The sequence below is a fragment of the Tropicibacter oceani genome, from assembly GCF_029958925.1.
Lineage (GTDB): Bacteria > Pseudomonadota > Alphaproteobacteria > Rhodobacterales > Rhodobacteraceae > Pacificoceanicola > Pacificoceanicola oceani.
In genome coordinates, this window is record NZ_CP124616.1 from 1222484 (window position 1) to 1246716 (window position 24233).

10 protein-coding genes and 1 pseudogene are annotated in these 24233 nt (G+C 59.3%); 5 read left to right on the forward strand and 6 right to left on the reverse strand.

What is annotated here, in order from left to right; genetic code table 11:
- Positions 1–67: 67 nt before the first annotated feature.
- Complete coding sequence (locus tag QF118_RS05885) at positions 68–2353, forward strand: adenosylcobalamin-dependent ribonucleoside-diphosphate reductase (protein WP_282301715.1); 2286 nt, start codon at positions 68–70, stop codon at positions 2351–2353.
- Between the two features lie 189 nt (positions 2354–2542).
- Here QF118_RS05885 and QF118_RS05890 read toward each other — a convergent pair whose 3' ends face one another.
- Positions 2543–4357 carry a TniQ family protein gene (locus QF118_RS05890; RefSeq protein WP_282301716.1) on the reverse strand — a complete coding sequence of 605 codons (1815 nt, stop codon included), beginning with the start codon at positions 4355–4357 and terminating at the stop codon, positions 2543–2545.
- Between the two features lie 498 nt (positions 4358–4855).
- Between QF118_RS05890 and QF118_RS05895 the strand changes: the two genes are divergently transcribed.
- On the forward strand, positions 4856–5380 hold the full coding sequence (locus QF118_RS05895) for a thermonuclease family protein (RefSeq protein WP_282301717.1): 525 nt from the start codon (positions 4856–4858) through the stop codon (positions 5378–5380).
- Positions 5381–5395: 15 nt separating this feature from the next.
- On the opposite strand, the gene istB is transcribed toward QF118_RS05895, so the two are convergent.
- Together istB and istA are read right to left on the reverse strand one after the other, a co-directional pair.
- A complete protein-coding gene (gene istB / locus QF118_RS05900) occupies positions 5396–6190 on the reverse strand; it encodes an IS21-like element helper ATPase IstB (protein WP_282300249.1) in 795 nt (264 codons plus the stop codon).
- Positions 6180–7712 (reverse strand): IS21 family transposase, encoded by a 1533-nt coding sequence (gene istA, locus QF118_RS05905; RefSeq protein ID WP_282300250.1) that lies wholly within the window; start codon positions 7710–7712, stop codon positions 6180–6182. The genes istB and istA overlap by 11 nt, the downstream gene beginning before the upstream one ends.
- A gap of 114 nt (positions 7713–7826) precedes the next feature.
- Between istA and QF118_RS05910 the strand changes: the two are divergent.
- Together QF118_RS05910 and QF118_RS05915 are read left to right on the forward strand one after the other, a co-directional pair.
- Positions 7827–8303 (forward strand): annotated as a pseudogene (locus QF118_RS05910) (transposase); the annotation flags it as partial.
- Between the two features lie 202 nt (positions 8304–8505).
- A complete protein-coding gene (locus QF118_RS05915; protein WP_282301718.1) occupies positions 8506–9891 on the forward strand; it encodes an IS1182 family transposase in 1386 nt (461 codons plus the stop codon).
- Positions 9892–10245: 354 nt separating this feature from the next.
- Here QF118_RS05915 and QF118_RS05920 read toward each other — a convergent pair whose 3' ends face one another.
- Complete coding sequence (locus QF118_RS05920; protein WP_282301719.1) at positions 10246–12087, reverse strand: hypothetical protein; 1842 nt, start codon at positions 12085–12087, stop codon at positions 10246–10248.
- A 639-nt stretch (positions 12088–12726) separates the two neighbouring features.
- Between QF118_RS05920 and QF118_RS05925 the strand changes: the two genes are divergently transcribed.
- A complete protein-coding gene (locus QF118_RS05925) occupies positions 12727–18270 on the forward strand; it encodes a RecQ family ATP-dependent DNA helicase (RefSeq protein ID WP_282301720.1) in 5544 nt (1847 codons plus the stop codon).
- A 196-nt stretch (positions 18271–18466) separates the two neighbouring features.
- Here the strand turns inward: QF118_RS05925 and QF118_RS05930 are convergent, their stop codons facing one another.
- Both QF118_RS05930 and QF118_RS05935 read right to left on the reverse strand, forming a co-directional pair.
- On the reverse strand, positions 18467–21253 hold the full coding sequence (locus QF118_RS05930; protein WP_282301721.1) for a DEAD/DEAH box helicase family protein: 2787 nt from the start codon (positions 21251–21253) through the stop codon (positions 18467–18469).
- Positions 21250–24189, reverse strand: a complete 2940-nt coding sequence (locus QF118_RS05935) for a hypothetical protein (RefSeq protein WP_282301722.1) — start codon at positions 24187–24189, stop codon at positions 21250–21252. Before QF118_RS05935 ends, QF118_RS05930 begins: the two co-directional genes overlap by 4 nt.
- Positions 24190–24233: the final 44 nt, after the last annotated feature.

Genomic DNA, 24233 nt, shown 5'->3' on the forward strand with positions numbered 1-24233 from the left:
TGCGGGTTCAAGAGCCTGTGCTAACTCGCTATGTTGACCGTCTGCCATCAGCATAGGATTCGCCCGTATGACCCGCTTTGCCGCCCCCATCGCCGAACAGATCTGGGATATGAAGTATCGCCTGAAACAGGCGGACGGAACCCCGATCGACCAAAGCGTCGAGGACAGCTGGCGCCGTATCGCGCGGGCCCTGGCGGCAGTCGAAAACGACAAGGCGACTTGGGAAAAGCGGTTCTATCACGCGCTCGAAGACTTCAAATACCTGCCTGCGGGCCGCATCACCGCAGGCGCGGGCACCGATCGCAGCGTGACCCTGTTCAACTGCTTTGTCATGGGCACTGTGCCCGACAGCATGGGCGGCATTTTCGAGATGCTCAAAGAGGCCGCGCTGACCATGCAGCAGGGCGGCGGCATCGGCTATGACTTTTCCACCATCCGCCCCAAGGGCGCGCCGGTGCAGGGCGTCGCGGCGGACGCCAGCGGCCCCCTGTCCTTCATGGATGTCTGGGACGCCATGTGCCGCACGATCATGAGCGCGGGCAGCCGCCGCGGCGCGATGATGGCCACCATGCGCTGTGACCACCCCGATATCGAGGCCTTCATCGGCGCCAAGGCCGACAGCGCCCGGTTGCGCATGTTCAACCTGTCGGTTCTGGTCACCGATCCCTTTATGGAAGCGGTGAAGAAGGACGGCTCGTGGGATCTGAAATTCGACGGGGTCGTCTATCATACCGTGCAGGCGCGCGACCTGTGGAACCGGATCATGAAGGCGACCTATGATTACGCCGAACCGGGCGTGATCTTCATCGACCGCATCAACCAGGCGAACAACCTGAACTATTGCGAAACCATCGCCGCCACCAACCCCTGCGGGGAACAGCCGCTGCCGCCCTATGGTGCCTGCCTGCTGGGGTCGATCAACATGGCGCGGCTGGTGTCCATGCCCTTTACCGAAGCAGCGCATATCGACGACAAGCATCTGGATGATCTGGTCGCCACTGCGATCCGCATGATGGACAACGTCGTTGACGCCTCGCGCTTTCCGTTGGAGCAACAGCGACTTGAGGCGCAGAACAAGCGGCGCATCGGTCTGGGTGTCACGGGGCTTGCCGATGCCCTGCTGATGAAGGGCCTGCGCTATGGATCACCCGAGGCGGCCGAGCAGACTGAGAAATGGCTGAAACGCATCGCCCGTGCGTCCTATCTGGCTTCGGTCGATCTGGCCCGGGAAAAGGGGGCCTTCCCGTTGTTCGATGCGGACAAATACCTGGCCTCGGGCAACATGATGAACATGGACGACGACGTGCGCAACGCCGTGCGCAAACATGGCATCCGCAACGCCCTGGTCACCTCGATCGCGCCCACCGGGACGATCTCGCTTTATGCCGGGAACGTGTCGTCTGGGATCGAACCGGTCTTTGCCTATGCCTACACCCGCAAGGTCCTGCAAAAGGACGGCACCCGCACCGAAGAAGAAGTGGTGGACTACGCCGTCCAGATGTACCGCGACATCCACGGAGAAGAGGCGACGCTGCCCGACTATTTCGTCAACGCCCAGACTCTGGCGCCGCTGGACCACGTCCGGATGCAGGCGGCGGCGCAGAAATGGGTGGACAGCTCGATTTCCAAGACCATCAACTGCCCCGAGGATATCTCGTTCGAGGACTTCAAAGAGGTCTACATGGAGGCCTATGAAAGCGGCTGCAAAGGCTGCACGACCTACCGCCCGAACGATGTGACGGGGTCGGTTTTGTCGGTGTCGGAAAAGGATGAAAAGACGCCGGCAGAGACGCCGGAACTGGCAGCCGAAGCCGCCGGCGGCGACGTGATCTACATGTCCGAACCGCTGGACCGCCCGCAAGAGTTGGAAGGCGCGACCTACAAGCTCAGGTGGCCCGACAGCGAGCACGCGATTTACCTGACGATCAACGACATTGTCGTCGGCGGTCACCGCCGCCCCTTCGAGGTGTTCATCAACTCCAAGAACATGGAACATTTCGCCTGGACCGTGGCGCTGACGAGGATGATCTCGGCAGTGTTTCGGCGTGGCGGCGATGTGTCTTTCGTGGTCGAGGAACTCAAAGCGGTATTCGACCCGCGCGGCGGCGCCTGGGTGCAGGGCAAATACATCCCCTCGATCCTCGCCGCCATCGGCGGGGTGATCGAAAAGCATATGATCGCCACAGGGTTCCTGGAAGGCGAAGGCATGGGCCTGAAATCCGACCCGACCGCCCGCGTGGTCAACATCGACACCCCCCGCGGCAAAGCCTGCCCGTCCTGCGGCCAATACGACATGCGCATGGTCGAAGGCTGCATGACCTGTGCATCGTGCGGTCACAGTAAGTGTGGGTAAGCCGGTTACTGTTGATGTAGCCAGAAAAAGGAGAAGCGTGCGCAAAGAAAATTTAAGAGCGTGCGCAACACCTCGAGTGGCGATGGTTTTCTGAGGTTTCTTCCGTCTAAGGCGTTGTAATTAAAGTAAAATAGAGCAGTGTTTCTACTCCATTTCTGCTTCCGTATAGGTTGTTTTCGCCTGTCCCTTTCAAAGGTCTTCAGGGATCTCCGACCTGAGGTACAGGCTGCCGAAATCGACACCCTCCGGTGAGAAGGGCTGGATTCCGCGGGCACGAAGTCTGGTCGACAGCTGTTGCCACGACATGCCGTAATGAAGCGACATGGTCCTGAGCGTGAAGAAGCGCGTGTGAAATTCGGCGGCGTCGGTTTCGGAGATGTAGTCCTGAAGTGCGTGTGTCCTCGGGTTCACCATCTGGGTGGAGGGAGTATGCCCGACTGTGATCAGACGCTTCAGTATCGTTGGATTGCCAATTCCAACAGATTTGGCGAACCGCTCGATGGTGAGTGCCGAAGCACCATCGTCCGAAAGCAGCGCCACGACTTCGTCATGGTCTACATAGATGGCAGCGAAACCGTCGAAATCTGCATGGTTGCCCACACGGCGAATTTGGCCTTCGAGAATAGCGCGCACCAACGCACCTGGACGGATCTTCAGCCTTGCAGCGGACTTGGACAGGTGGCACCAACTATGCTGCGCTTGGCGCAACAAGATCGCCCCTCGCAAGAGCCTTTCAATCAAGGCGTTGCCTTCTCGCGGATCCCAGATTGCTTTGACCTCAGGCGCATCGATTGCCGGTGCCAGGACGCCATCTTCAACGAAAAGGTCGAACTGTGACCTGGAAATACCCATGGTCTCCTGGAAGGTCTTTGCGTCGACAAGTTCGGTTGCGGAACTCAGGAAGTCTTCCGCAAGCGAGGCATCAAAGACGGCCCAGGCATCTGGCCGGGAGGCCATCTCTTTCGGCAGTATGGGGCTGCTCTCGAGCATCTTGCGCAGCCGTCGCGCATCCATTCCTGTAGCGCGAGAAGCCGTCTTGATAGAGTGCAACCTTCGTTCCGAGACAGGTTCACCCATAATGTCATCGCCTGGTCCCAATGGCCAAGTTTCCTGCAGATGCTCTCGCAGGATGCGCCTGAAATCCTGGTAATCTGGGGTGTCGGCGTAGTCTCTGGCGAGGCGATCATACAGAAGCGGAAAAAGTTTTTTGGGGCCATCGGAAGGACCGCCGGGCAGTTCCTGAAGTTCCTGAAGTGCCGATCGAATAGCCTGTTCGCCTTTCGATGCCACAGCGAAGCCAAACTCATACTGCATCCAGCGGTCTTCTTTTTCGACACTCGACGGTGCCGAAGTGAAATGGCGCATGAGGGAGTGGCCAAGCAGGTGGCAGAAGTTGGCGGCCGCATGTAGGGGAAATCCATCGAGCCAATTGCCGCCCGCACTATTGGCAAGCCGATTGTCCAGCCATAGGTCGAAGGGCGTGATCCTCCTCGAGTTTGAGGTGAGGACGCCAGCGCGGATGTCGTCTTCGAGCAGTCGAAATTGTTCGGCCGCATCCATGCGAGGGTAGATAGCCTTCTCGCGCCATAGAGGAACCAGCGCGTGCCCATGGTCCAAGCAGATCGTGACGTGTGTGAGTGCCCAGTGGCCGTGTAGGTGCATGCCATCCTGGCGGGCCAATCCGGCTTCCAGACATTTGGGGCAGCCCCGAACTGTCGGGCTACGCAATGCGCTGGCGTGAAATGTCTCGCCCCTGAAACTATGGTGACTGTTCCCGAGGTATATTGGAGACCAGGCCTGCAGCTGGTCGATGGACGCGGATCCTAGGACTGCCAGTCTTCTCAAGTCCTCGATGCAGCCATCGATCACGCCTTTGAAAGATATGTCGAGCTCCAGCGCGAACGTCTGGGCGTTCACACCGTTTGCCTTGGCCAAACGAGACAAGAAGGAAGAAGCTGTCTCCCTTGGCAGCAGCGGCACAGAAATTGGAAGTGCAGTGTCCATGACGACCCTCTTTCGCAGATGCACAGCAATGATGCCTTACGAGAGGAAGTGCAACGCGCTCATCTGGTTGAACGCTGGGTAATCCCCCCGTTTTTACGGGGGCTTGGTCGTCGCACGTTTTAACATGCGGCAGACGTAGATCCCGGCTCAGAGCTGCCGCTGGCCAAATGTCCAAGCACTGCGTTTCAGCTGCCCCGAAGCAGCTGTTCGACACACTGTGCAGCATGGTTCGGCAGCGGTCCGGCCCGCTCTATGATTTCTGCACCATCGGTCCGCACATAATGACTGAACGATGTGCAAGCAAAGTTGCCGGCGCGCTGTAAGAGTGCTGGAGTGGGCCATTGCTGCCTCCAGCCAAGGGGGGATATTACGTCAATTGGTGATCGTATTCAGAAACCATACCGAAACGCAGAAGAAGGCTTTCTAATGTCACCTTGCGCAGGCCGAAGCTCAGCCAATCGCGATTACGTAGTGCCGAAACTCCGTCGGTGGGCTAATGTGGCCATCACGGCATTTTCTCTTTTCATTGTGCCAATCGCGTCCGGTGCCAATGAAGCTGTGAGGATCGTCGATGGCGACACGATCGAGATAAATGGCACGACATATCGGCTTCACGGTATCGATGCGCCCGAGGCCGGTCAGAAGTGCCACAAGACTGGTGGCGGGGAGTGGGCCTGTGGTAAAGCCTCTGTATCGGCGCTGGAAGACCTTGCCTTGGGCCAACGCGTGACCTGCGACAACCGGGGGCGTGACGACTACGACCGCATCATTGCAGTTTGTCGAACCGGCAACGGAATCGATTTGAACGCCAAGATGGTCAGCAGTGGCAACGCATGGGCATTCCGGAGGTTTTCAGAGGACTACGTGACAGTCGAAGAGGAAGCCCGCTCACGGCGCGTAGGTGTTTTTCAAGCCGAGACTCAAACACCTTGGGAGTATCGGGCCGAGCGATGGGATGTCGCCGATGTTGATTTCCACCCAGAAGTGACCCGGGTTTTCCATCGAGAACTGACCCACCTTTAGGTTATGTTTCGGGGGTCAGGCTTTGGTCAAGGCATGAGTATCCTCCTTGGTTTTCCGCGCCACGACGGCGGCACTGGCTTTGAAGCGGAAGCTGTCGTTTCCGGTCTCGAGGATGTGGCAGCGGTGAGTGAGCCGATCGAGCAGCGCGGTTGTCATCTTCGCATCACCGAAGACCGTGGCCCATTCGCTGAAGCTCAGGTTCGTGGTGATGACGACGCTGGTCCGTTCGTAAAGTTTGCTGAGCAGATGGAATAGCAGCGCGCCGCCTGATGCACTGAACGGCAGGTAGCCAAGTTCGTCCAAGATCACGAGATCCAGTCGGACGAGGCTTTCGGCAAGCTGTCCGGCTTTCCCTTTGGCTTTCTCCTGTTCGAGCGTGTTGACGAGCTCAATGGTCGAGAAGAAGCGGACCTTGCGGCGGTGATGCTCGACGGCCTGCACGCCAAGGGCTGTCGCGACATGGGTTTTACCGGTGCCGGGGCCGCCGATCAGGACGACGTTCTGCGCCCCGTCCATGAACTCGCCGCGATGCAGTTTGCGCACCGTGGCCTCGTTGATCTCACTGGCCGTAAAGTCGAAGCCCGAGAGGTCCTTGTAAGCCGGGAAGCGTGCCGCCTTCATGTGATAGGCAATGGACCGGACCTCCCGTTCTGCCACTTCCGCCTTCAGCAACTGAGCGAGCATCGGCACCGCAGCATCAAAGGCCGGCGCCCCCTGTTCCATCAGGTCGGTGACGGCTTGTGCCATGCCGTGCATCTTCAGACTGCGCAGCATGATGATGATGGCACCGCTGGCGGGATCATGACGCATGGCGGCCTCCTGCGGTCCGGGCCCGCAGCCCGTCATAGCGTTCGACATTGGCCTCTGGTTCGCGCTGCAGGATCAGCGCCTGTGGCGTGTCGATGTCCGGACCACCAGTCGTCTTTCCGTCGATCAGCCGGTGCAGAAGGTTCAGCACATGGGTCTTGGTCGCGACACCCTCGGCCAGCGCCATTTCCACGGCGACCAGCACGGCCTGTTCATCGTGATGCAGGACCAGCGCCAGGATATCGACCATCTCCCTGTCACCACCCGGCTTGCGAAGCATGAGGTCCTGGAGCTGTTTGAAGGCTGGAGGGAATTCCGCAAAAGGCGCCCCATTCCGCAACGCCCCCGGCTTGCGCTGGAGGACGGCAAGGTAGTGCCGCCAATCATATATAGTGTGCGGCGGCAGGTGGTGTGAGCGCTGGATCACCCGTGCATGCTCACACAGGATCTGTCCTTCTGCAGCAACCACCAGCCGGTCGGGATAGACCCGCAAGCTCACCGGGCGGTTGGCGAAGGATGCCGGGACGCTGTAGCGGTTGCGTTCAAAGCTGATCAGGCAGGTCGGCGAGACACGCTTGCTCAGTTCGACAAAGCCATCGAAGGCAGGCGGCAATGGCATCAGCGTGGCCTGCTCTGCGGCCCAGACGTCTGCAACGCTGCCCGGCAGCGCTGCATGCGGAATGTCAGTCCACAGCGCGACACAGCGTTGTTCCAGCCAGTCGTTCAGCGCTGCGAGATCAGGAAAGCTTGGCATGAGTTGCCACAGACGATGGCGCGCGTCCTGCACGTTCTTCTCGACCTGTCCCTTCTCCCACCCAGCAGCCGGATTGCAGAACGCGGGTTCGAACACGTAGTGGTTTGCCATGGCAAGGAATCGCATGTTGATCTGCCGGTCCTTCCCGCGACCGACGCGGTCAACCGCCGTCTTCATGTTGTCGTAGATGCCGCGCTCCGGGACACCGCCGAACACCCTGAACCCGTGCCAGTGGGCATCGAACAGCATCTCGTGCGTTTGCAGCAGATACGCCCGGACCAGAAAGGCCCGGCTGTGCGACAGCTTGATGTGGGCAACTTGCAGCTTGGTGCGCTCACCGCCCAGAACGGCAAAATCCTCGCTCCAGTCGAACTGGAATGCCTCGCCCGGGCGAAACGACAGGGGAACGAAGGTGCCGCGGCCTGTCGTCTGCTGATCCCGCTGCCGATCGGCCCGCCAGTCACGCGCAAAAGCCGCGACCCGGTTGTAGGACCCGTCAAAGCCGAGAACCACCAAATCGGCATGCATCTGCTTCAGCGTCCGCCGTTGTTTGCGGGACTTGGCCGCTTCCGTCTTCAGCCAGCCGGCCAACTTCTCGGAGAACGGATCAAGCTTGCTCTGCCGCTCCGGCGTCGCGAACTGCGGCTCAATCGTGCCCGCGTTCAGATACTTCTTGATGGTGTTGCGCGACATTCCGGTCCGCCGCGCAATCTCACGGATCGGCAGCTTATCCCGTAACCGTAGCTTCCGTATGATGTTCAAAAGTCCCATGTGTATCACTCCAGTGTCCCCCGCTGCGCATGGCGCTGGGGGAAGGGTCACATGGGTCAATTCTCAATGGAAATTAGGCCGCTACCCGGGTCACTTCTGGGTGGAAATCAACAGGACGGGACGTTCTCCCGTTCCGACTTCGAGTGGGATGAGGCGAACGATCAGTACATCTGCCCGGAGGGTCACGCGCTCAAACAGTTCCGCCGGAATTATTCCGACCCGAACCGAGGGCAGGATACCGGCGGGCGCAAGAAATACCGCTGCCTGAAAGCGACCTGCCAGGCTTGCCCATCGAAGGAGATATGCTGTCCGAAAGCCGATGCGCGATACGTCACGCGCGAGCCTCATGAAGAGGCGCGCGAGTTCGCCAGAGAGTGCCGCAAGACCAAGGCCTACAAGGTGTCGCGCGACAAACGGAAGAAGGTCGAGATGCTCTTCGCCCACCTGAAACGCATCCTCGGCCTGACTCGGCTGCGGCTGCGCGGGCCAAACGGCGCCAAGGACGAATTCCTCCTCGCCGCCATCGCCCAGAACCTCCGAAAACTCGCGAAGCTACGCCCTCAATGCGCGTTACAGGGGGCCGGAGCATGAGCTGAACGGCCAAATAGCCGCCTGATGGTGGCCGGATGGGCGGTAGCCCGGACGACCCGGTGTTGCCGGAGAGACCCGTGCCGTGAAATCGGCGATTTCGACCGACTTCTTCAACACTATCGGCGTATTTTGTTGAAAAACTCGCCCTTGATCGAAGGGCTCTCGGCTGATTCAATTCCCGCAATGGTTGGGAGGATTGGTGATGATGGGACCGCGGCAAGAGGCGCAACCGGTGCTGTTCTACGAGTTCTCGCTCGAGGATCATGTGCCCCAGAGCCACCTCCTGCGATCGATTGACCGGTTCGTGGACCTGTCCGGCATCCGTCGCTACCTCGCCGATTTCTACAGCCATACCGGGCGGCCTTCCGTCGATCCCGAGCTCCTCATCCGCATGCTGCTGGTGGGATATTGCTTCGGCATCCGGTCCGAACGGCGGCTGTGTGAAGAGGTGCATCTGAACCTGGCGTATCGGTGGTTTTGCCGCCTGGACCTCAGCGACCGCGTCCCTGACCATTCCACGTTCTCGAAGAACCGGCATGGGCGTTTCCGCGACAGCGAACTGCTCCGCCACTTGTTCGAGACGACCGTCGCGCGGTGCATCGAAGAGGGCTTGGTCAGCGGACAGCGCATGGCGGTGGATGCCAGTCTGATCGAGGCTGATGCCAACAAGCAGAACTCGACGCCCAAGGAGGAGTGGGATGCCGGCGCGATCGATCCCGCCGACGCGCCCCGGGCGGTTCGCGAGTATCTTGATACCCTGGACGAGGCAGCGTTCGGTGCCGCCAGCGAGGTCGAGCCCAAGTTCACATCACATTCAGACCCGGCCAGCCAATGGACTGCGGCCCGTAAGGGACCGGCATTCTTCAGTTATTCCGACAACTACCTGATCGATACGGACTATGGCGTCATCGTAGATGTCGAAGCGACACGGTCGATCCGGCAGGCCGAGGTCGGTTCCACGAAAACGATGCTCAAGCGGGTCAAGGCCAGGTTCGACCTGCACCCTGAACGTCTGATCGCGGACACGGCCTACGGCACCGCCCCCATGCTCGGCTGGTTGGTCGATCAGCAGATCGCGCCGCACATCCCGGTCATCGACAAGTCAGGGCGCAGCGACGGGACCTGGACCCGCGCCGACTTCGAATGGGACGCGGAGAACGATCAATACATCTGCCCAGAAGGACAGGAGCTGAAGCAATTCCGCCGGAATTATTCCGACCCGAACCGGGGTCCGACTGGCAAGGGAACAGCCCGGTATCGGGCTTTGAAAGAGGTCTGCCAGGCTTGCCCCTCCAAGGCAAAGTGCTGCCCGAACGCTGATGCCCGCAAGATCACCCGTGAGGAACATGAGGACGCCCGACAGGTTGCCCGCGACATTTCCAAGACCGAGCAATACGTAATCTCGATGAAGCTGCGGAAGAAGGTCGAGATGCTCTTTGCCCATCTCAAACGGATCCTTGGCCTGAACCGGCTCCGACTACGCGGCCCATGCGGTGCAAACGACGAATTCCTCCTCGCCGCAACCGCCCAAAACCTCCGCAAGATGGCCAAGGTCCTTCCCGCACCGCAGCAACCGCGGAAAGCCTGACAGGAAAGGCCCCCGCGCGCACTGCACAAGGCTACATTCTGCGCCAGCGAATGGGTGTTTTTCCACGGAATCGGCGGGTAGCGGAAGTTCGCCGCAGTCGCAAAACAGTGGGCTTCAAACGCAAAAGCCTGATCTCGTGTGCTGCACTGCTGCTATATGACAAGTCTCCCACCGAAAGACCAAAGTGGCACGTCGTACCTGCTGCACCAACCTCGATTTGAGGATTTGATGGCGAACGGTACGATTCTACGGCGAAAGGCGGGGGAGGCAGCAAGCCACCTCCCCCTTTGTAGACGCTTTCAAAGAGTATGCGCCTGACTCTACCTACTACCAAAGCACAGCAGCTCCCAAGTGTCAATCTTTGGCGTCGCCTCGGTGCCTTCGGTAGTCCAACCGTATCACCGCGAAAACGGCACTCAGAGTTATAAGAGCCATAGATGCGACGCCTGCGGTGAGCCACCCATCATTCACATCGATTGAAATCCAGAGGGCTATCGATGCGACGAAGAGAATAGAAAGCGCCGTTAGAATTATTTTCATCCATCCAGATATTTCACTATTGAAGCTTGCTCGATGCATTCTGGCTTCGCTTAGGTTTCCAGATGCTATCGATTGGTAAATAACTGCCATGGAAAATGGATCATTAAAGTACCCAGAGTGTGCGGCGAGAGGGAAAGGGGTTCCGATTGGCGCAACCTCAATGTTATCCACTCCAATAGCATCCCCTTCGTCGCCGTTCGACTCCATAGCTTGAAGTAGGCAGTTGATCTCTGAACTCACAAGATCGTACCTGCTCCAAAAATTGACTATTCGCGGCCCCCCATGTTCACCCCAAGCTGGCTGATCCAAAAGGTAAGGATTGCTATGTCGAACTCGATGATAGCGATGGTTCTCACCGCTATCGGCATAAAAGACCCTTGCGATCTTTTGAATCGGGCTGCCAATTGTAAAGATGTGGCTAACCTTTCTCATCTCGGCAACAGATTTCTCACGGTCAGCTTCAGAGATATTTGTGGCTCTGCAGTGGGAATTGAGGCGAAGAAAAGCATCCAGGATTATCGCCGACCCCAAGCTGTGACCAACCAAGACGCAGCGAGTACAGTTATTGTCCAACAAGACATCTTGGATCAAATCTTTGGCTAAATTCACTCTTCGCTCGCGTGTCAAAAACCTTTCATGACCTTCATGCATGGTTGTCCACGCCATGACGTCTGATATCAATCTTCGGGAAAGGACCCACGCGCCAGAGGCCACCAGAAGCGTTGCAAGGAAAGCTAAAATTTGGGAAGGCACTTCGATTTGCAGGAAGTCAAATTCGATCGTCCCAACAAGCTTGCTTGCTACAAAGAAAAAAAATGTATACGTGAACACCAAAATTGCCAGAAGTGGTGTGGAGACCAACACGGCCTTCAAAAAAGCTTCTAAATTATCTTTCTTCAACCCTCTCCGCCAAGCCGAAGCCAGCTCCTGAAGGTTATCCCTTTCTTGGCCACTTGAGCTTTCCGACAAATACTTTTGAAAATCGCGAAACCGGCCTTTCGGAAATCTCTCCCTATTGTCACTGTTGTAAAATTCAGAGTACCTCTTCTCCATCTTTCTTCTGAGGTCGCCACTTACCTTTATCTTGTTCAATACGCGCCGTTTGTGGGTGGGATACTTACGCCAGCGCGACGCAGAGGTCAAAATAAATGTGAACGCAATTTTGAGGGTCCACAGCAAAACGCCAAATATCCCAGAGTTCTTGTGCTGATCACCAGCCCAATATGCCTCATAGACACGGTATTTCTTAACAGGCCGGGGCTTGCCCTGGATGCGTTGAAATCTTGTAAACTCTACATAATTGCGGAATGATCCCTTGTCTTTTGATGACGCCTCAATTTCGCTACTGATTTCTCTAATGTATCCAAGCTCAGATGGATTCTCGCGGTTACCTTGTCGATCCAATGCGTCTATAAAATTAGCCGCACCAAGATATTCTCGCGGACTTCCAATTCCGTGACAAAAAATAATAGATGTGTACTTGGTCAAAGCGCCCTCATACTGTACTTTGTTTTGCAAACAACCCCCGCTCGCTTCGGTAGCTTTAGATTCCGATGCCACGAAAACCGCAAGGGTGGAAAATGCAAGCTTCCGCCTGCCTCCGCCTGTCGGCGTCGCAAAAGAGCGATGGACGTTCTGATGCTGCGCTGCAGCCACTTTCACGTTCACGAATGGCAGGTTTGGGCCGTCAGCTCTCGATAGTTATTGACTTCGGGCTAAACAGACGCGGTCCTTTCACGGCAGGCGAAGACATGCGGCCTTTCAAACCTTCTCGAATTTTGGAAGCAAATTCTTCCAAGGTGTCAACACGGATATAGTCATCTTCGAAACGTGTAGGAGACACAACATACTTCCCGTCTTCATGTCGGTGCGGCGTGACAATCTCACCCTTTTGCGGCCCGCGTGAAACCTTCGCTATGATCTTCACTTTATCTATCCTCAGTCAGACGTTTGGCAACGTAAAGCATCGAGCAAAAGAAGTCGCAAGTATCGATGACGGTATCGGCAGGGCATCAAAACCTCGACCATGTCCAAGCAGGGTTTGACTGTTTTGCGTTGCGGCGCTGCAGCATTTTCGACCTCACCAATGTCAGCAGAGGGCCGGACATGTGTGGTTGGGTGCGACCGGAGCGTCCCTGATTGGTGAACCCCTCGTGCTTTTGTGTAACAACGCCGCAACAGACCCCAGTGAGCGGCCTGCTCCAAAGTGGGCAATCCACCCATAGTTGGTTGCAACCAGCTTTTTCGATTGAATTCGGCTTGTAGTTTCTATCTCCTCCAGCCCGGAGGTATCATTTGCTCAAACGTTTTTTCTCCGACGGGTTTCAAGTAGTTGGGGAGCACAGTGGTGCCGCCGCATCGGCGACGCCAATAGCAACTTTTGATGACCTACTTTCCGCCTCAGTTGGATTCGATCTCGAAATCATTGATGACGCCAAGGGGCTGGCGCGCCTTCGTGACGCTGCCGCATTTCCTGCCAACGCTGAGCCAGAGGAGGCCGCCAACAAGTGCGGACTGTCGGCCTCAAAAATCGAGGCCGAACTGCGTAGTCATCGCTTCGCGATCGGCCACAATGCAGCGATCCACGATCTCCCTGAGCTCGAAGCGCTGACAGGGAGGTCATTCGATGACCTTCAGCTCATCGATACGATCTGGCTCAGCCCTCTTGCCTTTCCCGCCCTCAAGTCGCATGCGCTGAGCAAGCCCTACCTTGCCCAGACAGGCTTGGCAGATCCCGTTCAGGACACCCTGGAGACCATCGCCCTCCTTCGCTCCGAGGCCTTGGCTTTCGAGGCGATGGATCGCGAGTGGATCAAGGTCCTGCGGTGGCTGTGCGGACTCGATGCAAGCCACAATGGCTACGCGGCCTTCTTCGATGCCGTCCTCGGGCGCGCCTCTACTCCATCAGGTGATAATCTGGAGGGGGTCAAGTCGATCATCGACACCATCGTTCGGTTGTTTCAGGGCCAGGTCTGCATGCGCGGGCTGCACGGCCAGCTACTCCATGCTTTCGAGGCAAAGAACGGCTGGCCGCTGGCGTGGGTCCTGAGCTGGGTGCGCCATCGCGACCAGCGTCCGGCGCCGGCCGAGTGGCTGGTGAAGGGGGAGCTGGGTTTCCAAGAGGCGCTGGATGAACTGGGCAGACGGCGATGTAGCCAACGCAGCTGCCGCCGCTGCCGGGACCATGATACATCGCTCCATAGCATGAAACGGTGGTTTCCGCCGGCCCAGGGCGAGACACCGCGCTTCCAGCCGCCCTTCGACGGGAAGGGTATTGCATATCAGCAGCGCGTGATGGACGCAGCCTTGGCTCGACGCTCCGCTCTGGGCATTCTCCCCACCGGCACCGGTAAGTCGCGCTGCTTCCAGGTGCCCGCCCTCGAGCATCACGAACGCACCGGCGATCTCACCGTGGTCGTCTCGCCTCTCAAGGCGCTGATGGAGGACCAAGCCGCCAAGGCAGAAGAGGAAGGGTTGCCCGGCGTCGCGCGGTTGCACAGCGATCTCGATGTCGTAACCCGCGACGAGATCCTCTCGGACATCCGCGAGGGCCGGATTGCCCTCCTCTACCTCGCACCGGAAAGCCTCGGCTCCAAATCGACACGCTCGGTGCTCGGGAGCCGGCGCATCGGCATGTGGGTCTTCGACGAGGCGCATTGCATTCCAGCTTGGGGAAATGGATTTCGCGGCGACTATCGGCGTGCGCCAAAGTGGATCGCCGAGTGCGGCGCTCGTGGCAGCGAAAAGGCCGCCATCCTGTGCGTGACCGCCACCGCCCGGCCAGAAACCCAGAAAGACATACAGAAAGCCTTCAAGACCGGCATGGGCCGGTCGCTCGCGGTGATCGACGGAGGGGCCGAGCGTCCCAACCTCGCCTACCGCGTGCTGCCCCGTGATGGCGAAACGCACGAGCAGCTGAGCGACATGCTTCGCGATCCCGAGCTGTTGCCCGAAGGTGGCCAGGCAATCATCTATGCCTACAGCCGAAAGGATACTCAGCAAATCGCGTCCAGTCTTGACGCCCTGGGTCACAGCGTCGAGTTCTACCACGCCGACCGCAGCCCGGAGGACAAGGCGCGAGTCGAACGCGACTTCGCCGAGGGACGCTTACAAGTCATTGTCTCGACCATCGCCTTTGGCATGGGTGTCGACTGCCCGAGGGTGCGTCTGGTGCTCCATACCGGACCCTCTGCCTCTCTCGAAGCCTATGCCCAGGAAGCAGGGCGCGCCGGGCGCGACAAAAAGCCAGCTACCTGCATTCTCCTGCACGACCCGGATGAGCATGACCGCCGCCTTGGTCTTTGCGCCCAGGGGCATCTCCATAAGGAAGATATTGATGCTGTCCTGGCCCACGTGCTCGACATCCAGCGCCGCGTGCAGCGCAAGACCAACCGTTTCCCTCCGATCTCACTGCCCTACCAAGTGGTCGCTGAAGATGTGCTCGGGTTTCTGAAGGACTCGACCTACGAGCGCGCCGAGGAGCTTCAGAGATCAAGGGTCGACCGCATCGTCGATGAACTCGAGGCCCATGGCCTCATTCGCAAGGTGGGGATGCAATCCGGATTTTCCCATCTCCGTGTCAAAAGGCAGGTTCTGGACGCGCTGCAGCGCGATCCCAAGGGGCTCACCCGTATCCAGACCCGGATCGTCCATTATTTCTCCGCCCAGGCGGCCCGGGGGGAAGACCCCCAGCTGCCCGACGACCTCGAGGAACTCGCAGACATCTGTGGTCTGCGAAAAACCGGGCGTTTGAAGGTCGTGCGCAAAGCCGTGGGCGCGCTCCGTGATCGGCGTGATCTTTTGCACTTCGACAAGACCGTCGACATCAAGCTCGGCGGCGCACGGATTGCGCCGCGCCTCATTTCGACCTGGGCGGATAAGAGCAACACAGTGGTCGAAGTCATCATCGCCCTGTTCAAGGCCCGGGCGGCGGCGGAAGAGGACAGCTTCGAAGACACCCAGGAGGCCGAGGAAGGCGAGCAACCCGACAAGCCCGCGCCGCGGCCATTCCAAATCACGCTCGCAGCGCTTCTTCAGAAGGTTCAGAGCGAGCTTGAGGAAGGCGTGCGCCTCACCGCCAAGGAAGCTCTTCAGCTGCTCGAGGAGCTACGCCGGCTCAATCTCATCGACGTCAAGGTGACGCCGGCCCACCTGACGAGACAGCTCACGATCTACCCGCCCGAGCTCGAGCCGGACGACCTCCGGGCTCGGCTCGAACAACACCGTGCGCAGACATCACGCGTGTTCGAGGTGCTCGAAAAGCTCGCTGACGACGAGCGCCACCTGCGTATCGAAACGGATAATCTCGCTGAAGAGGTCGCAAGTTTCGACATGGATGTCGAAGGGACTTGGCGTTCTCCGGACGGCTCCAGGCTCGCGGCGGGTGGAGCAGAGCGTCTCGTGCGGCGTCATCTGCGCCTTCTGACAAGGATCAAGGCGCTCGACATCTCGGCCGGGCTTTACAGTAAGAGTGAGGCCGTCTGCGTCGAGATCGCACGGCGCGATACCGGCCTGAACGTCCGCTCCTACAGTCAAGAGATGTTCCGCACCGGAGTTGAGGCCTTCCAAGAGGAAGAGATCCGCCAGTTGCACCTCATGGACGGATATGCCCGGCGGGTGCTCGACGCGCCGGATGAGGCGGCCGAGCTTCTAAAATCCTATTTCGCGACACCGTCCAAGGAGAGCCTCGCGACCTTCTTCGAGGGTGAAGAGCTGACGGTGGCCCTTGAAAACCGCCCTGCACCGGTCCAGCGGCAGATCGAACTGCGCAGCAGGCTCGACCCGAAACAATCCAAAATCGTGCATGACGACACAAGCCTGAAAGATCTGCTGGTCCTGGCCGGCCCGGGTGCCGGCAAGACGCGGGTGCTGGTGGAACGCATCGTCTGGCTCGTCGGCGTTGAACGCGTGCCGCCAGACCAGATTCTGGCTTTGTGCTACAATCGACGTGCCGCAGAAGAGATCCGCTCGCGCCTGCGCGCAAAGTCTGCGCTTGGCCGACGCGGCGCGGTCGTCTCGGTCTACACCTACCACTCCTTTGCCTTGCAGGTGCTCGGCCAGTCCTTCGCAGAGCTCTCGGATGAGGCGGTGGGCGAGGAAGTCGGACTCACCGACCGCGAGGCCGACAGCGGGCGCAAGGCCAGCGCCTTCGATCGCATCCTGTCGCGCGCCAGCGCGCGGCTGACCCAGCAACGCGATGACGGCGGCAGTCTCTCGGACCTCATACTGCGGCGCTTCCGCTGGGTCTTCGTCGACGAGTTCCAGGACGTAACCGCGGACTCCTTTGCGCTGATCAAGGAGATCTCCCAGCAGAGTCAGAAGAAGGCCGCGAGCGAAGCGCGCAGCGCGGCCGACCTCGTCGATGTCCGCTTTATTGCGGTGGGAGACGATGACCAGAACATCTATGACTTCGGCGGTGCCAGCGGGGAGCATATCCGCGCCTTCGACCGGCTGTTCAACACGCCCAAGGAGATGCCTGAGCTGACATGGAACTACCGCTCGAGCGGAGCCATCCTGCGCTGTGCGGCGGAGATCATCTCCCACTGCTCGGATCGCCTGAAGACTCGGGAAATCGAAATCGATCCAGACCGGGCCCATGATCCATTGCAAGGTCGCTATCACCGACCGCGCGATCCCGATCTCGGTCGGGTAACGATCCTTGATAATGCCGATCGGACCATCGAGAGCCACGCGGCCCTCGCGACAGCCGAGTTGCTCCGCCTGCGCGCAGCGGTAGGCAAGGAAAAATGGCGTTGGGCATCAACCGCCGTGCTGGTGCGCCGGCGCGCGCATATACCGGTGGTCGAGCGCGCACTGGTGGCCGCCGGGATCGAAGTGTCGCGTGATCTCCAGGGGCTCGTGCCCTTGGCGCGCGTTAAGGAAGCTGTCCTGGTCAGGGAGTGGCTCGAGAAGAAGGAGCACGTAGGTCGAGTGCTCCTGCCGGAGGACATCGAGCGGGTCTCCGGGTGGCTGGAAAGACATTACGGAAGCCTCTGGGCGCGTGCCGTGGCACAATGGCTCAGGGATTACCTGCGTGACCAGATGGATGCGCACGATGGAGGTCCTGAGTGGAGTTCCGAGAGCAGCGAGGCTTGCGAGGAACAGCCGGTGGAGATCTCGCCGCGCCTGGCGCTCGAGGAGTTCGTCGAATGGGCGCATGGCTGGCGGCCCGAGCAGAACGGCGTAATGGTGCTCACGGCGCACAGCTCAAAGGGCCTTGAGTTCGACAATGTCGTCGTCTGCGATTGCGACTGGCTTCAGGGCTTGTCGATTACTGGCGCAGATCGACGGCTCTTCTATGTTGCCGCCACCCGCGCCCGATATAGCCTGAGCCTGACAACAGGGGGCTTCATGGCGCCGACGAGGCGGTTGATTTCGGGGGAAAGGTCGGAGCACCTCTCGCCGCTCGATCTCAAGCCGCACCGACCTTCACTGGAAGCTCGAGCCAAGGCACCACTGATCCCCTGCTCTGTCCGGGATGTCTTTCTGTCTTTCCCTGCCTGGGATGGGTGGGGGTGTAAATCCGACGAGGAGGACAGGCAAAAGACCAAGGCCGTCATTTCCAAGCTGAAGCCCAGTGATCGCATCCTGATCAAGAAAGACGAAGACCAGAAGGATCAAAATCCCTGGCATGTCTTTGCGCCGACCGAGAATGGGCTGCATCGGATCGGCAAGATGCAGAGAGGCTTCTCGCCGCGTGTGGCCGGAGAAGAGTTCTATGCCGAGGTGTTTGCCCTCGTCTCATGGCGCAAGACCGACAGCGACGAAATTCAGCACGGCAAGATTTTCCTCGATCAATGGTTCACTGTCATCCCCGAATGGAGGTCCATCGGCAGCTAATACAATACGAAAAGGTTACTATGGCTTTGATGATGTGACCGCCCCCGACGGCATCTATGTCCCAAGGTTATGTCCCAAGGTGGATCTGCACTCGCGCAAAAGTAAAATTCCTTAAGATAACGTCGACTTTTGATGTCGCGCTGCCCGCCTAAGGTACGGGCGTCGAAAGTCGGCTCACCGCCCTTCGGGCAAAAATTCAGTTCGCGAAGTGAGCAGATGGCAGCACTCTCACCATGATGGCATAGGTCTCCGGCGTCGAATTGTTGGCGAGGCGGAGGAGCGCGTCCTCAAGGCACCTCAAACGGTCCGTCATTCCCGAAATTTTTGCCTCCATGCGTCGCTGTTCGGCAGCGATCTGCCCTTCAATCATCTGGATCTGTTGCTGGTCCTGGATATTGCGTGAGCGCAAATTCTCGATGCTGAGTTGCTTCCACCGAACATATGTCTCGGTCTCAGACATCAGTATCTGCCTCCTTTCCGAAAAGGCAGCCGTAGCTTCCTCACGAAGCTCTCCAATGCGCAGGCGTTCCTCTCGGATCATCTCCCGTTCCAGTGCGGTCACAAATTTCTGGACATCGCGGAAAGGGGCGAGCGTTTTTTGAAGCTGACGGTTCGTTGTGGGTTTGCAATCTGCGCCAAGAAGGGCTCGAGCGATCTTGGCGGTGCCGACCTCGACGTCCCCGTCAGCGGCGACCAAGAGGCAGCGCGTCCCGATGGCGTCGGGGAACAGGGTGGAAATCCATCGACGGTCTGAAAGGCGCCCCACGCGCACGGCAGGAACATCGTTTTCACGCACTCTAAGCTGCTTGTCCTTGAGTATCGAGGGCCGCCAAGTGCTGCGAACCAGAATCAGTGTTTTGCCAATCAGATCTGAAGACAGCTCGTCATCCGACAAGTGGACGCCGACCGGAATCGGCGAAACCTTCCCCGGTTCCAGTATGGCGGATGCCTGACGGACCAAATCATCATGCAGGTCGTCACCGGTCGAAAAGAAACGTGCCCGTTTTCCGAGGCGATCCTTTGGCAGGACGACATCCTTTTTCGGCGGCTTCCCAAGTCGATCCCGGCGCCACCGAAAGACTTCGGATTCTCGCGTTGTCATCGCGCCGATCTTGTAAGGGCAATTCTCCAGAAGCGGCGGCAATGACAGCGTTGCGACGGGCTCGCCATCGCTTGCTTTGAGAAAGCCGCCTTTCATAGCTCCGCTGACGTGCAACAACCGGAGCCAGGCGTTGCCAGCATTATCTGAGGCACGAATCCTTCCGACGATTTTGCCGAGGTCACCAGAAGTATCGGGCTGAGCGGACGCAAAACCCTCGCCCGACTGATCCAGCCCGAAGGAAAGTTCGCTCTTCAGTTCAGAGGCGGCCTGCCTGAAACTTGCCCGACCAGCCGCTGCATCTGTGATGATCCTGTCGATACGCTGGGCCAAGGCTTCATCGAGGTAGGGCAAGGGATGTTCGAAGACATCGAGGAGGTCGAGGGCCTCCAGAACCCGCTCATCTGCTGAACCGGTAACGACCATGCGCCATATGCCGATCGTGCCCACGGTCCGGTCTTTCATGTAGGCACTCAACCCGCCAGAACGCAGGCGGTCGAGGCGGCCGATCAGCTGGTCGATGCGCGAGGCCTGCCAAGGCAGGTTGTAGAAGACCATGTCCGCGGCGAAGTTGTGCAGGTTGAGGCCTGCCTCGACAAACTCTTCCATGATCAGGACCGTTGCCTGGCTCTGGACGGCGCCCACGACATCCACCAGATCGGTGTTGTGGCGACCACGCATGGTTGCGATCCCGCGCTCCGAGAGGTGCGGGAACATGTCTGACAGGCGCCGTTCAAGCATGTCGACGGTGGGGGTGTCGCCCGCGACGATGATGATGCGCCGCTCTTTATCTTTGTGCCAATAGCCGAGCAACACGTCGCACAGGTCGTCGAACAAAGCGTTGCCGGGATTGCGCGACAGGGTGGTTTCCACCTCGTCACGTAAATCCGGGTGCGCGGAGAAGGACCGGTGGCGCAGCACGTCACGCAGGCTTGATCCTGCACGGAACATCTGACGGCACTGCAACCATGGCGCCGACTCAATCGGGTTTTCCCCGCCGTCGCGACACGCCGCGTTTTGCAGCATGATCTTAGGCATCTCGGCGTCGGAAGGCGCGGTTCGGACCGTGTAGACCTTTCGCGTCGGCGCAATGCCGGGCCATTGGCTCCGCGTCTGGCGCAGGATTCGGCGATCCGCCGCGAAGGCAGTCCTGTACGCCGAGGCAGTGAGCGTGCCGTCAGAAACGCGCGCCTGTGCCGCAGCGGCGTCTTCGGCAAGAAACTCCAGCGGCTCGCGGCCGAGGAGATTGGCGATTTCCGAGCGTTCCGGCTCGATAGCGCCGATGACTGCCCGTGCCCATGCAGGATTTCCCAGACGCGGCGTTGCCGTCAGCAGAAGGACATGTCGGAACCGTTGTGCGTCGCGCCGCTCACGGCACAGGCTGGAAAGGAATGCCGCGTCGTCGAGGTTCATGGCGTGGATCTCGTCCACGATGAGCATATCATAGTCATCCGGGGACGGGCGTGCCGGTTGCCTGCGGACCATGTCAGCCTTGATCAGGTGGACATAGCCTTCGCCTTCGGGATGCTCCTGCTCTTCTTCTGCGTCTGTCTGGATGCGGGCCGCTATGTGGCCGCGCGCCGAAAGCTCGACCTGCCACTGGTAGCAGATACGCTCAGGTGCCACGATTGCGACCCTCAAGGATGGATCGCGCCTGCGCAGGATGTTGAGGATCATCAAGGCCTGTACCGTCTTTCCCATGCCGACCTCATCGGCAAGCAGGTGGCGGATTTCCGTGTCTGCAAGGATTCGACGCAGGTTTTGAATCTGATGCGGGTAGGGGTCCGCCGCGACGCCGAGGGCGCCACCCATCTCCCAAGACTCGGCTGCGATCAGGCGTTCGAGGGCGTGAAAGCCGGACTGGGCAAGGTGAAAGCTATTCATGAAAGGCCAACATTCGTCATCGCGCGATAGCGCAGGGCCGCGTATCGCACGGCACGCGCAGTGAAGCGGTCCGCGCCGAAGCGCAGCAGTCTGCCCCGCCATTCCGTGTCGTCCATTACGCGTTCCGGGGCGAGGAAAAGGTACAACATGGCACGCAGGTCCGCGGGCGTGATCCAGCGCCCGCTTCGGGACTGAACGTCCACATGACTGGAAACCAAGGCGGCGATCAGGTCGTCCAGATGGCTGGATTCATATGGCAGCCGTTCGAGGCTCTCCGCACGCAGCGAGGGCAGTACGAGGGCGGACAACTCGGGGAGGCGCGCCGCTTCACGGGCGCGGGCAACGAGTTTCTGCCAGCTGCCATCAGCATTTCCCGCATCGAATTCGAGTTCAGCTGCGCCATTGGACACCGCTTTCTCAGATAGACGCTCCCACGCATCAATGACAGCATCGTCCATTTCCGGCCACATCTCCCCGTCGGGAATGACGACAAGGTCCGGCGCGGGCAACATTCGGCGGAAGCACTCTTCAAGATATCCGGCGAGTTCGTGCCTCTGATCGTCACCCAGTGGCGAGAAGGCTGTCGTTCCACAGACCAGATCGGCCCGCATCGCTTCGGTAACCAGCCGTCGATGGAAGCCTGTTCCCAGTCCTCGACAGGACTTTTCCGTTTTCATCCACAGATCACCGCACAGCGCGGCCACGAGCCGATCTTCGAGTTTTCGGCGGGCGCTGGATCGGAGACCTTCGCCCATTGCCGTTCCGGTCGAGGCAAGACACCAGCTGAGGTAGGCTTCAATGCCTTCAGTAAGGCCATGTGTGTTACCGTAGGTGTCCGCGACGCGCGTGATTTGACCCGCTTCGGCCTGGGGGATAATGTCGAGCACCGTGCCCGCTTCAGGTTCCACCAGAATGCAACTGCGCAAGGCGCCATCGCTTCCACCGGCCGGACGGAGAAGACCATATCCCGAAGACATGGCCGCGGACTGCATCGCGCCCGGACTGAACACCATGCAGGATGTCACGGGGTCGCAGGCGAGTGTCTCACGCGGTTCATGGCCTTCAGTGGTCCATCTTCCGCTACTGCGATCATATTTCCACTCTGGTTCCGGAGCCGCCAGTGCCCAGGCTTTGGTGTCCAGCCCCGTTGCGCAGACCTGAAGGCGTGCATGCATCCCGCCACCGGTCCAAAGACGGGCGGCGGTCCGGATGTCGGAAAATTCAGGGCGGTCGAAAGCTATTCTGAGGGGCGAGCTCGGCGCGCGGATGCGTACGGTATTGGATTGGCCATCACTGGCACTGAATGTGATGTCGAGTTCGACATCGTGCAGGGTGATCGGGGTCGAAAGATGCAGCGCCCCGGCGCCACGCGCGATTTCCGCGAGACCGATCCCATCCGGTTGAAGTGAAAGGCTTACGGGAGCTGGAGGTTCGATTTCGCGAAAAACCAGGTCGATCTGCGCAACCTTGGACGTGTCGAGCGGCGACAGCGTCCAGATACCCTCAGTCATCGGCAATACTTGCCATCGATCATCGGCCAGTCGGAACTCGATGCTGGCTGCTTGGTCGAGGCGCTCCGCAAGGATTGTAACCGGTGTCCTCGGGTGCGCCTGTACCGGCCGTCCCATGGCTTGGCTGACCGTGGAACCATCGTGGCGAAGGGTCAGGCCGCCGAGAAATTCGAGGAATGGTTCGGCTTCGACGTGGATGCCATGCCGAGCCAATACGGCATTGCCCTTCGGCGTTCCGCTCGTGAAGTGATAAAGGCCATCCCCCCACTCATCGAGGGCCAGTCCGTCGAGAACCACCTCGTAAAACGGGACGCCGGGGGTCACCTTGTCCGTGGGTCTGATCTGCGACTGATAGCCGTCGTCGCCTTCGTCTCGGAACAGCAATCCCGGCGCGGGAGTGATGACAGCTTCCAGCCAGTCCGGGACCTCGATCTCGTTGATCTGCGGGTGGGGGACATCTCCGATTGGACGTCCGATGAAGACAGCATCACCGCAGAGGAAACGCTCAAGAGTTGTGGATCGCGCACCGACGGTGACCATCAATGTCGACAGGGGGACTGCGACTTCTGACTTGACGGCTTCGAGTTCAGCAGGGGTCAGGCTCGGTCCTCGAGCGCTCAGACCGCGGGCTTCGGCATCATCGAGAAGAAGTTCGTAGGTCGCCTTGGGAAGGTTACCCACTCCCTGATGTTGCGCAAGGCGCCTCGCCCGGACGGCGCGTTCGAGCCGCCTGACCTCGCTTTCGGACCGCAAGTCGTTGGTGAGCCGCTGCAGGAAGCCGGATTCCATTCCCAGATCACCAGTCCGGCCCGAAACCAAGTGGCCGATGACCGCCAGCGCAAGGTGGTCGTCCTGAAGCCAGGATTCCAGCCTTCGCGAACCGAAGCCTCGGGCAAGATCCCGCAGGCCAGGCAGCGTGGCGCGGGTGACGCTCAGGCTGCGCGTCTGGCTGAGGAACTCCCTGACAAGCCGTGCCAAAGGTCCATGGACCTCACGAGGAACCATTGCGTTTCGGACTGGCCATGCAAGATGCGGGAAGGCTGAGGACCATGCGTCATCAAATGGTCGCGCAGTTCCGAACCGTCTCGCGCATTCCCGGAAAAGGTCGGAGATTACGTTTCGTTGGGGAATTGGTATATCGACCTTGATTGCTGACTCAACCAATGGCCAGAAATCGGTCCCGGTTCCCCTGTATTCATAGCCTATCTCGGTCACGACAACGGAAAGCGACAGCGCGAAGTCCTGCCACGCGTGCTTGGTGAACTGGTGCAACCCGGCCCGATGGCTGACAAGGTTCAGCAATTGCTCGATTTTGTCGCGGGGGAAGCCGTGCTCGATCAGGTAAATGGTTCCACCATCCCGCTGCCGGGACAGGTCTGAAAAAATCTGCGCCAGCAGATTCTCACTGGCAAACAAGTCATTCATCTTTTCATTTCGTCACGCAGACGCCAATAATGGTGCTACATGCT